Below are 10,408 nucleotides of genomic sequence, written 5' to 3' on the forward strand. Positions count from 1 at the left end.
TACCGACCGCGCCGCGGCTCCTGGTGACGCCCAACTCGCGGCAGGTGTCGGCGAATTCCTTGGACACGTACTGGGACCCGTTGTCGCTGTGGAAGACCGCGCCGTCCAGTCTTCCGCCCCGGGCGGCGGCCGCCGCCTTGAGCGCGTCCGTGACCAGCTCGGTCCGCATGTGATCTGCGATCGACCAGCCCGCCAGGCGCTTGGAGCCCAGGTCCAACACCGTTGCCAAGTAGAGGAATTGTCCGTCACCGACCGGGAGGTAGGTGATGTCCCCGACGTAGCGGGTGTTCGGCGTCGGCGCTGTGAAGTCGCGCTTGACCAGGTCCGGAACCGGCACTGCCGAGGGCTCGGGGACTGTGGTGCGGACCTTCTTACGCAGGTGCACGCCGACGATGCCCCACTCGCACATGACGCGCTCGACGCGCTTGCGGTTGACCCGGCGCCCGGCATGCCGCAGCTCGGCGGTCACCCGCGGGCTGCCGTAGGTGCCGTCCGTCTCGGCGTGGATCGCGCGGATCCGATCGGCGAGCTCGTCATCGGCCCGCCCTCGGGCCTCACGGGCCGGCGCGGCGGCCAGCCACCGGTAGAACCCGGACCGGGAAACCTCCAGTACCCGGCACAGCCGCTTCACCCCGAAGGTGTCTCGATGGTCCTCAACGAACTGGAAGCGACTCATCACCAGTTCGTCTCTCCGGCGAAATACTTCGCCGCCCGGCGCAGGATGTCCCGCTCCAGCTCAAGCTCCCGTATCCGGGCCCTGAGCTGCTTGTTCTCTTACTCCAACACGGTGCCGGAGCCTACCGGGGCGCCCCGAACCAACAGCCGGAAGGGCGCGGTGGCTGCTCACCGAGGCGTTCCAGGGGACGAGCGCCTTCCTGGACTTCGACGACCTGCCGGCCGTAGCGCCGAGGAGCGACGACCCCTGGGGCCGAATGGACTCTTCTTCCTTGGACCAGGAGCCGGTCCTGACGCAGCGCACCTGGTTCAGCGAACTGATCAGCCGTGCTGCGGAGATCCGGCAGTTCACCGAGCCGCGCCCCTACTGGCCGCAGCGCAAAGCGGTCTCCGGCTTGGTATCTGCCGCACACCCGGACGCGGTTCGGCTCGGCTTCGCCCGACTGGTAGCGGAGTTGGAGGGCAGGGGTTACCTGGTCGAGCACTTCGGCGAGGAGTGCGTCGATGCCGACGAGGTGCTGTCCGATCCCTCCGACGTCCTGGAGCTCGCGGACCTCGGCGCGGCTCAAGAGTGCGCCGGTCTTGCCGGCCGCGACGCCGTCGCGGTGCAGGACCGGGCCGAACTCGGAGTCCAAGGGCGGGTGGTGGAACTCGGCGACCAGCTCGACTTTGTTCTGTGGGCCGGTCGCAGGGTCGGTGACGTTCATCCAGGTGGAGGTCAGCACCTGCTGCACGACCTCCACCGTGCATCCGGCGGCTTCGTACGCGGCCGCCGCCGCGGCCACCGCTGCTGACATCTCCTGCGTCGCCCGGTCGATGGACGCGAAGAGGTCGACGTCGTCGCTCACCCTGTCCACGACGCGAGAGCCTGGACCGCGTAGCCGCCGGCGAGCGTAGCCGTACTCCGCGGCCAGGGCGTCCAGGCCGGTCCTGATCAGGCGGAGGTGTCGTTCGTCCACTACGCCGCTGCCACGCGGGGCCGAGTTCGGGGAAGCGGGCCTGCCAGAGTGTGCGCAGTTCCCTGGGCAGGAACAGCTCCGGCCAGATCCGTAGCAGCGTGGCCCAGTCCAGGTGGTCGTGGAGGTTGGCGGACGACTGGGCCTCGCGGATCACCCGCTCGTACATGAGTACGAGATCGGCCGGATCGGTGAGGTTGTAGGTGTAGGGCGGGCCCCAGTCCAGGTGCCGGGGCAGCACGACCGGGCCGGACGTGGGACCGGCCAGCCGGTCCAAAGACGCCAGCGGTGCGTACGGCTTGGCCACCGCGTACCTGATACGGCCCTACCCTGCCGCACCGGCAGCGGACGGCGCAGGCTCCTCCTGCTCGTCGGAGTCGGAATGGAGGATGTCGAGGAGGCCCTGGGCCGCCCAGTCAGGGAAGGTCACCGCCGGTGGAACCGGCAACCCGGCGGCTCGTAGCAGGGCTTCTTCTTCGTGAATGTCCAGGGTGTTCCAGAGGGGTGTGTCGTCGTCGAGGAGGTCCGGGCCGGCCAGGATCGCCAGGTGGCGCTCGGCGGTAAGGGCGGCGTGGCAGCGGGAGCCGGAGGCGGTGATCGCCTGGCGGTAGCTGTGGGTCGACGACGTCGCTGGCGGTGAGGTTCCAGATCCGGGAGAGCCCTGATCACCGGCTGTCCTCCTAGATGAACCAGCCGGTCGGCATTCGGGATGCTGCGGGCGGGCCGTGGCTACCGCGGGCGCCGGTTGCGGTGTCGGCGGGCCGTGTCGAGGGCGTCGCGGAGTGCGGGCAGGTCGGCGATGGTGACCTGTTCGGCCAGGCGTGCAAGAAGCCGGCGCAGGGTTCGTTCGTCGTGGTCGCGGACGGCTTCGGCGAGGGCGGTCAGCAGGGGATCTCGCATATGGGGGACGGATGTACGAGCCGTCGGCGTGTCCCAGGTTCCTTCCACGTTCACACTCCTGCGCGTTGTCCCTGGTCGCACCGGCATGTTCCGACCCGCGCGCGGGCCGAAGACTATCTCCCCTTCGAACACTGAAAAATCTATCCTGGCCGGAGTAGACATTGCCGTCTGGCGTGACTAGTGTTTCTCTCGTAGCCAGGCAGTCGAAAGGGCTCGCCAGACACGAACTGGCGGGATTTACAGAAGTTCGCAGGTCGGTGCGGTTGCGGTGTGCTGAAGCCAGGGTTGGTGCAGGACGGCGACAGGACTGGCGACCGGACCGGGCGGCCCGCAGTGATCAGGGGCCGTCAACGAGTGGTACCGCAGTGAGTAGGGCCAGCGGGACCGATGTGCGCGCCGGGCAGGTGGGCGTGGAGCAGTGACGCAAGAACCGGTGCGGCGGCGGAGTCACGGAGCCAAGGGACAGGTGCAGGATGGCGACGGGACTGGCGGCCGTGCCAGGTGGCCCGCAGTGATCAGGGGCCGCCAAGGAGCGGTACCGCGGCAAGGTAGGTCAAGTTGATCCGCAGTCACCAGTAGGTGAAGCAAGCAGGGTCTCAGCAAAGGCGCCGGACTGCGGGCGCGCGTGCTGGGAAGTCCGGCAGTGGGGTACCGAAGCCGAGCAGTGGAGCACAACGGGCGACGGGGCCGGCCGCCGGACCGGACGGTGAGCCTCTTCGGTCACCACGGCAGTACCGAGCAGTGCCTGTGCCGAACCGGCAGTACGCGGTACCCGCAGTTCGCAGGATGTCAGTTGACGCAGAGGAAGAACGGAGGGCGCACGCGCCATCAGGATCGCCCGGCCCGTGAGATGAAGCAGCTCTCGTCCGGGCGGACACCGCAGACCCCTCGCAGCACGAAGGACGGTGGTTTCCGGTCACGCATACGCGATCCCCGCGATCATCCTCCCCGGAGGATTCGCGGACACAAGGACCGGCCCAGGGCCGGTAGATGGTGAAATTCCCTTCGGGGCCCCGGTGCCGTACGGCTCCGGGGCCCCTCCACGCGTTCTTGGAACCCCACTCGAAGAGGTGCAGTGACCACGACCACCAACCGACCAACCACCGCAAGCAGCTTCGACGACGATGACTACCCCGCCTACACCATGGGCCGCGCCGCCGAGATGACCGCCACCACCGCCGGCTTCCTGCGCGCCCTCGGCGAACACCGCCTCATCACCCCGCTGCGCTCCGAAGGCGGACACCGCCGCTACTCCCGCTACCAACTACGCATCGCGATGCGCGCCCGCGACCTCGTCGACCAGGGCACCCCCATCGACGCGGCCTGCCGCATCATCATCCTCGAAGACCAACTCGAAGAAGCCCTGCGTATCAACGAGCAGCTCCGCGCGGGCCACCCGGACCAACAGCCGCCGGCAGCCGGCACTTGACCCGGGGACCGTCGCTCTCTCTTCCTGCCCCCGCCGGCTCTCCGGGGTGTGAGTGCGGGGCCGGACGGGGGGTACGAGCAGGCTGCAGCTCTGGCTGCTGCGAGGGAGGTAGCGGTGCGGCAGATGGCGTGCGAGAGCGAGAGCCGGTCCCTGGAGGGCCGTCCGGAGCTGTCGATGACGGTGTTTGTCGGCGGTGAGCCGCTGGCGTGGGCCCGCCGAAGCGCCCGGGACTTCCTGGCCCGGGCGCGTTGACACCCGCGTGGTTGCGGTCTCGGGGCGGGTGGTGGACACGGTTCAGCTGGTCGTCTCCGAGCTGGTGACCAACGCCCGCAAGTACGCGCCGGGGGGGTGCCTGCTGGAGCTGACGATCACCGACAGTATCGGGGAAATCAGCGTGTGGGATAGCGAGCCCACCGTCCCCATGGCACAGGTCCCTGACCCGGCCCGCATCGGCCGCCACGGCCTGGAGAGCGTGCTGGCCGTCAGCCTGCGCTTCGAGATCCTCCGCGAGATCGTGGGCAAGCGCGTCACAGCCACCATCGCACTCGCGGACGGCCCCGCGGACAACCCGGCAGGTCGGGTGACGTGACCGGCCGACCAGCCGCGGCTCAGCGAGGCCGTCCGCCCACAACCCGCGCCAAAGCCCGACCACCATCCCCCTGGCCGTCGCCCGCCGTCGCGGTGCCCGTCCCACGGCGGCGGCTGCCCGGATGCGGGCGCGGCCGGGAGCCGGCACCCCGCGGTGCGACCGGGCGCGCTCACCCTCCACAGCCGCGAGCCGCCCGTACCTGAACGGTGATCGTGGCCAGCACGGCTCCCGCCTCGGATACCGTGTCCCTGCACGGGGTGCCCTAACGGATGTGGCGCCCCCTACGGAGGTAGCCAGCGTATGAGTTCCAAGCGCAGCCAGAATCCAGCCCTGCCCGTCCTCGACGACGCGTACCGGCTCGCGTCGGTCAAGGACACCGAAGAGTCCACCCGTGACTTGGCCGCACGGCTGGCCACCACCGAGCTGCGCCGCGCCTCCCACCCCGGCCGGGTCACCTGGGATGCCATCGATCAGGCCGATCCCGTACCGGCCCCGCCGACCGTGGTCGACGGTGACGGGGACCTGTGGCTGCGGGACCGGGGCGCCGGCACCTGGACCATGCCCGAATTCGACCCGAAGACGTTCCCGGCCCGCTGCGGCGAGGTCCTGACGTGGAACGAGCTTGCCCGTGAGTACGGCCCGCTGACGGCGCTGGCCAACGACCGCCACATCGGCGGCGGCGGCCGCCGCCGCTGACCGCGCCGCCCTCCGGGTTGACCGCACCCGGAGGGACACCGATGCGGCCCTGACAGTTGACGCTCTCCCCGACCGGGTTTCGAGGTGCTGTGTGAGCCGGCGGCCAAACGAACAACCGCCACGGGATCCCTGACTGGTGGTGCCCTGGGAGCAGGCCCCGGCAGCGGCCGACGCGGAGTACACCCGCTGCCCGGTGGGGCCGCTGACCAGCCGTCGGCCAGTTGTTCCCCGGTGCAGGCTGCCGCCCTGCACCGGGGGTGTGGTCGCGCCTTCTGCCCGAGGCCGGTGGGTTTCGCCGGCGAAGTCCGGTGAGTTTGCCCGGCTCGGCATGGTCTGTCCCGCCTCTTCGCCGCTTTCTCACCTGTCGTCCGGGGAGACGGCCGTTTCACCGCAGGGCAGTCGGAAACTCGCCACGGGCGCGAAGCCCGGGCGTGCGCTGCTATGCGGTGAGCAGGCCGATGGCGTGGCCGTCGTGGTCGATGACCGGCCATGCGTCGAGGCCGCGCGAGCGCATCGCGGTGGCCGCGAGGGCTACGGGCATGGAGGCGGTGGCGAAAGGGCCGCGGTCGTGGCGGATGTCGCGGACCCGGGTGTGTTCGGTGTACCAGGAGCGGGCTTGGAACGGCGCGAGGTGCAGACGGGTCAGCAGCCCGGCGCAGCGCCCGTCCTCGTCGCGGACCAGCAGGTGGCCGGTGCCGGAGCTGAGCAGGACGTCCATCGCGGTGTCCGCTGTGGCGTCGTCACTGATCTGCAGGCCGGGAGGCTGCATGAGCTCCCCGACGGTGAGGTCTGTGCTCGGGCGCTCAAGGGTGGTACTCATGGGCAGTTCCTCTGTGTCGGTTCCGTCGGTGACGGCGGTGCTCTGGCCTGCGGGGCGGCGTGGGCGGGGTGTGCGGTCACCACGAGGTGCGGCGCTTCCTGCCACGCGGTGCGGGGTGCCCGTTCTCGGTGTGGGGGAGCAGGGGCACGCCCACTGGGCTATGCGGCGAGGGTGACGCGGTTGGGCGCTGCCTGGCGGCGGCCGGCGTTCTGCGTGCCGTGGCCGGAGGCCGGGCGACGGCGGCGGTTGCGGCGTGAGGGGGCGGTGCGGTTCGGGCGCTCGACGACAGGGACCACAATCGTGGTGGGGATGCCGGTGGGCACGCGGGCGCCGGTGATGCGGGCCAGTTCCTCGTCGCCGGCGCTGACCCGGGTGGTGACGGGAGTGATGGCGGCCGTGGCCATCATGCGGGCCATCTCGCGGCGCTGTTCGGGCAGAACGAGGGTCACGACGGTGCCGGACTCGCCGGCCCGCGCCGTGCGCCCGCCGCGGTGGAGGTAGTCCTTGTGGTCGCTCGGCGGGTCGAGGTTGACGACCAGGTCGAGGCCGTCGATGTGGATGCCCCGGGCGGCGACGTTGGTCGCGATCAGCGCGGTGACCTGGCCGGTGCGGAACTGCTCCAAGGTACGGGTGCGTTGAGGCTGGGACTTGCCGCCGTGCAGGGCCGCGGCCTTCACCCCGTTGGCGAGCAGGCCGCGTACCAGGCGGTCGGCACCGCGCTTGGAACCGATGAACATGATCACGCTGCCCTCGCGGGAGGCGATGTGGGCGATCGTGGCGGCCTTGTCGGAGTTCTGCACGTGCAGCACGTGGTGCTCCATCGTACTGACCGCGCCTGCGGACGGGTCCACGGAGTGGGTGACCGGGTCCTTCAGGAAGCGGCGGACCAGGCGGTCGACGTTGCGGTCCAGGGTGGCGGAGAACAGCATCGTCTGGCCGCCCTCGGCGACCTGGTCGAGGAGTCCGGTGACCTGTGGCAGGAAACCCATGTCGGCCATCTGGTCGGCCTCGTCGAGGACCGTGATGCCGACCCCGTCCAGCTGGCAGTCACCGCGCTGGACCAAGTCCTTGAGGCGGCCGGGGGTGGCGACCACGACCTCGGCCCCCTCGTTCAGGGCGTGGGCCTGGCGGCTGATCGACATCCCGCCGACCACGGCCGCCATCCGCAGCCGCACCGCGTGGGCGAACGGGGTGAGGGCGTCGGTGACCTGCTGCGCGAGCTCGCGGGTGGGCACCAGCACGAGGGCCAGCGGACGGCGCGGCTCCGCGCGCCGGCCGGCGGTGCGGGCCAGCACGGCGAGGCCGAACGCGATGGTCTTGCCGGAGCCCGTCCGTCCACGTCCGAGGACGTCACGTCCGGCCAGCGAGTTCGGCAGCGTGGCGGCCTGGATCGGGAACGGCGCGGTGACGCCCTGCCGGGTCAGCACCAACAGCAGCGCCTTCGGCATGTCCAGCTCGTCGAACGCTTCGACGGCCGGCAGTGCCGGGGTGGTGCTCACCGGCGTCGCGAACTCCCCCTGCAGGGATGAAGTCTGACGGCCACTTCGGCCGGAGGACTGTCCGCCGACGGGGCGGTCGCCGTAGAAGGAACTGCCGCCGGAGAAGGAGCTGCCACGGGCACGCGACCGGGAGCCGGAGCGGGAGTTGGCGTTCTGGTACGAGGAGCGGCTGGAGCGGTTCATGGGAAACCTTCCTGGGCGGCCGTCACGACGCGGCTCTGCAGCGCGGAGGCGCCGACGGAGCCCGCGGGGGAACGGGCCGAGAAGTATGACGGGCGGGGCGTGGACGGTGGAACCGTGCGGCACGTCACCTGTGGTCGGCGCTCACAGAAAAGGGCGGGAGCGCAGAGCCTCGAACCGTGGGATGTCACGGCAGGGAGCCGATCCGGACGCGACGCCGAGCGTCTCGCGTGCGGATGGGCTGCCGGTGGCGGAGCCAGGGGCCTGGGCGGCCGGGGTCGTGCGCGGTGATGCAATGCCGAGGGGCCCGCACCGGGCATGTACGCGGTGCGGGCCCCTCGCTGCTGGGCGGGTGCCGTGGCAGAAAAACTACAGCGGACGAATGTTCTCGGCCTGCGGGCCCTTCTGGCCCTGCGTGACGTCGAACTCGACCTTCTGGCCCTCGAGCAGCTCACGGAAGCCGTTGGCGTTGATGTTCGAGTAGTGGGCGAACACGTCAGGACCGCCACCCTCCTGCTCGATGAAGCCGAAGCCCTTTTCCGCGTTGAACCACTTCACAGTGCCATTAGCCATAAATAGATCTCCTTCAAGGGGCTTTCCGAAGCGCACACGGCGCGCACCTCGAGTCACCGCGATGAGCACCCACCCGGAAAACATCCGGGAAAGAAAAATGCGCCTGCGACACATCAGCAGGCGCACACAAAGTTCATGGGAACCACTACTGCAACTAAGAGAGACTCTAGCAGGCCCAGGCCCGCCACGGGCGGAAATTCCGTGCCCGGTTCTGCGGCGCCTCTCGCCGGGCACCACCGACCAGGACGCCGAGGAACCGCAAACATGCCGCATCTCCGGCCTGGTTGGGCATCCCCCGCAGCACCTTCGGAGCCCGCTGGCGGCTTCCTCGGACGGGCGGGTCGCGCGGCCATCGATCGCCCCGCCCACCGCGCCGGAACCTCACCGCGCCACCGGCACCATCGGTGATCATTGCGGGCGGCGTGCGCGACATTCTTGCCGCAGCCCCGAAACCGGGACGCCGGAAAAGGTCCGCTGCCGCGATTTTCGGCGCATACTGCAGGAGATGAAGAAATTTGCAGCCCGCCGCGTCCTTCCCACCAGTCCCTTCAAAGCCCGGGCCGAAGCACCGCGCAAGCACTTCGCCGTCGGCGACCGCGTCACCCACGACCAGTACGGCCTCGGCCGGGCCATCGAAGTCGAAGGAGACAGCGACATCGCGGTGCTCGTCGACTTCGGATCGCGACGCGAACGCATCACCCAGCCCTACGCCACGATGTACAAGCTCTGATCGACCCGGCACTCGGCCGCGGAGGGAACGCGCGATGCGGAGCCGGCCGTGCGTCCCCTCCGGATCGAACGGGCATCCGCCACTGCGCCTCTGGGGCAATGCCGATGACCGGATGCGCCCAGTGACCGGGCGTCCGCGGAGCGGCGGGAGGTGACCGCTGGTTCCGCCCGGCCCGGGAGCCGTCCGGGGTCACCGGACCGGCGGGAGCGTCAGGTCGGCCGCGCCGCGCTCGCGGGGACGTGCGGGGGCGCGGCAGTGGCGGCCACGACCTGCCCGACGCTGACGCCGGAGGCCATGGCAAACAGGACGAGTCCGGCTTCGGTGACGTCGAGCACCCCGAGGTCGGTGACGATCCAGTGCGGCGGGGAGGCGGTGGCCTCAGTGACTCAGCGCAGCTCGCGCTTCCTTGATCCCGTAGTAGACGATGACGTATCCGGCGAGCGGATCGGCCCACCAGAAGCCGAAAGCGGCATTGAGCACCAGCCCGAGCAGGACGGCCGCGGCCAGGAGGCCGTCGATGAGCGTGACGCGTCCCTCGGTCTTCAGAACGGGGTTGTTCAGGGCCGCGCCGGTGCGGGCCCTGCCGTGAACATCACCACGGCGGTGATCGCGGTCCAGGCGATGCCGGTCGGGCTGTGGGGCGCGTGGAAACCCGCAGCGAGGACCCAGGTGGACTGGATGAGCAGGTAGGCCGCGAGGGCGATGAAGGCGATGCCGATCATGCGCATGGCCTTGCGCTGGCGGTCCTCGCTGGTGCCGGAGAGTTCCCAGCAACCACGGTGGAGGCGCCGATCTCGATCAGGGAGTCCAGGCCGAAGCCGGCGAGCGCGACCGACTTCGCGGCGATCGCCGCGATGGCGAGCACCACGATGCCGAGGACGTTCCAGGCCAGGGTGGTGTATTCCAGGGCGAATCCCCGGCGCAGCAGGCGGGCGGTGTCCGCAGCGGCTGCGGGAGGAGTCGAGCTCATGAGAAGCATCTTCGCAGGCCGGATCAGGCAGGTTCGATCGCAGATTCATCGAGGCGGGCGGGCCGTGGGCCGGGGCGGTGTACCGGGCCGTGCGAGTCCTCTCAGTGCGTCGCCTCCTTGGCGTACTCGGCGTGAGGGACGAGTCCGTCGCCCACCACCCGCTCGACCGGCGCACCTGGGAAGCCGACGCCACCGGCACCCCGCCGCGCGCCATTGGACCAGGACGAGCAGCGTCATCGACAGCCGGGGCCTGGGCCCTCGGCTAGGGCGCGTATCGGATTGTGATCAATCTGCGAGTTTCTGTCTCGCAGCGAGGTCTGGTCCGGTAGACCGTTCTTCGTGACGCGAGCGCAACTGACGGATGCGGAGTGGGAGTTCATCGAGCCGTACC

13 protein-coding genes and 1 pseudogene are annotated in these 10,408 nt (G+C 70.1%); 5 read left to right on the top strand and 9 right to left on the bottom strand.

What is annotated here, in order from left to right; all coding sequences use genetic code 11:
• The 3 genes and pseudogenes from IEZ12_RS36320 to IEZ12_RS36330 form a co-directional block, all read right to left on the bottom strand.
• Nucleotides 1-813 (bottom strand): annotated as a pseudogene (locus tag IEZ12_RS36320) (IS3 family transposase); the annotation flags it as partial.
• The gene (locus IEZ12_RS36325; protein WP_189278551.1) at nt 798-1,523 is read right to left on the bottom strand and encodes a hypothetical protein; all 726 of its coding nucleotides are present in this window, start codon (nt 1,521-1,523) and stop codon (nt 798-800) included. The gene IEZ12_RS36325 and the pseudogene IEZ12_RS36320, both read right to left, overlap by 16 nt.
• A gap of 837 nt (nt 1,524-2,360) precedes the next feature.
• Entirely contained in the window at nt 2,361-2,531 is a 171-nt protein-coding gene (locus IEZ12_RS36330) for a hypothetical protein (protein ID WP_189278553.1), read from the bottom strand.
• Nucleotides 2,532-3,675: 1,144 nt separating this feature from the next.
• On the opposite strand from IEZ12_RS36330, the gene IEZ12_RS36335 reads away from it, so the two are divergent.
• The 4 genes from IEZ12_RS36335 to IEZ12_RS36345 all read left to right on the top strand — a co-directional run bounded on the left by IEZ12_RS36335 (nt 3,676) and on the right by IEZ12_RS36345 (nt 5,245).
• Nucleotides 3,676-3,960 carry a helix-turn-helix domain-containing protein gene (locus tag IEZ12_RS36335; protein ID WP_229848671.1) on the top strand — a complete coding sequence of 95 codons (285 nt, stop codon included), beginning with the start codon at nt 3,676-3,678 and terminating at the stop codon, nt 3,958-3,960.
• Between the two features lie 114 nt (nt 3,961-4,074).
• Nucleotides 4,075-4,212 carry a hypothetical protein gene (locus IEZ12_RS39825; protein WP_229848661.1) on the top strand — a complete coding sequence of 46 codons (138 nt, stop codon included), beginning with the start codon at nt 4,075-4,077 and terminating at the stop codon, nt 4,210-4,212.
• Between the two features lie 31 nt (nt 4,213-4,243).
• Nucleotides 4,244-4,549 carry an ATP-binding protein gene (locus IEZ12_RS36340; protein WP_229848663.1) on the top strand — a complete coding sequence of 102 codons (306 nt, stop codon included), beginning with the start codon at nt 4,244-4,246 and terminating at the stop codon, nt 4,547-4,549.
• A gap of 300 nt (nt 4,550-4,849) precedes the next feature.
• Nucleotides 4,850-5,245, top strand: a complete 396-nt coding sequence (locus IEZ12_RS36345; RefSeq protein ID WP_043910289.1) for a hypothetical protein — start codon at nt 4,850-4,852, stop codon at nt 5,243-5,245.
• A gap of 439 nt (nt 5,246-5,684) precedes the next feature.
• Here IEZ12_RS36345 and IEZ12_RS36350 read toward each other — a convergent pair whose 3' ends face one another.
• The 3 genes from IEZ12_RS36350 to IEZ12_RS36360 all read right to left on the bottom strand — a co-directional run bounded on the left by IEZ12_RS36350 (nt 5,685) and on the right by IEZ12_RS36360 (nt 8,317).
• Nucleotides 5,685-6,065 (bottom strand): CBS domain-containing protein, encoded by a 381-nt coding sequence (locus IEZ12_RS36350; RefSeq protein WP_043910290.1) that lies wholly within the window; start codon nt 6,063-6,065, stop codon nt 5,685-5,687.
• Nucleotides 6,066-6,223: 158 nt separating this feature from the next.
• Entirely contained in the window at nt 6,224-7,747 is a 1,524-nt protein-coding gene (locus IEZ12_RS36355; RefSeq protein ID WP_189278557.1) for a DEAD/DEAH box helicase, read from the bottom strand.
• A gap of 366 nt (nt 7,748-8,113) precedes the next feature.
• Entirely contained in the window at nt 8,114-8,317 is a 204-nt protein-coding gene (locus tag IEZ12_RS36360) for a cold-shock protein (protein WP_030918248.1), read from the bottom strand.
• A gap of 505 nt (nt 8,318-8,822) precedes the next feature.
• On the opposite strand from IEZ12_RS36360, the gene IEZ12_RS36365 reads away from it, so the two are divergent.
• Complete coding sequence (locus IEZ12_RS36365) at nt 8,823-9,047, top strand: hypothetical protein (RefSeq protein ID WP_043910292.1); 225 nt, start codon at nt 8,823-8,825, stop codon at nt 9,045-9,047.
• Nucleotides 9,048-9,256: 209 nt separating this feature from the next.
• Here the strand turns inward: IEZ12_RS36365 and IEZ12_RS40310 are convergent, their stop codons facing one another.
• The 3 genes from IEZ12_RS40310 to IEZ12_RS39835 form a co-directional block, all read right to left on the bottom strand.
• The gene (locus IEZ12_RS40310) at nt 9,257-9,382 is read right to left on the bottom strand and encodes a hypothetical protein (protein ID WP_268250305.1); all 126 of its coding nucleotides are present in this window, start codon (nt 9,380-9,382) and stop codon (nt 9,257-9,259) included.
• 222 nt (nt 9,383-9,604) lie between these two features.
• Nucleotides 9,605-9,769, bottom strand: coding sequence for a hypothetical protein (locus IEZ12_RS39830; protein ID WP_229848665.1), 165 nt, complete (start codon nt 9,767-9,769; stop codon nt 9,605-9,607).
• A complete protein-coding gene (locus tag IEZ12_RS39835; protein WP_229848667.1) occupies nt 9,766-10,017 on the bottom strand; it encodes a hypothetical protein in 252 nt (83 codons plus the stop codon). Before IEZ12_RS39835 ends, IEZ12_RS39830 begins: the two co-directional genes overlap by 4 nt.
• Between the last annotated feature and the right edge of the window lie 391 nt (nt 10,018-10,408).

This window comes from Kitasatospora griseola (assembly GCF_014648555.1).
Taxonomy (GTDB): domain Bacteria; phylum Actinomycetota; class Actinomycetes; order Streptomycetales; family Streptomycetaceae; genus Kitasatospora; species Kitasatospora griseola.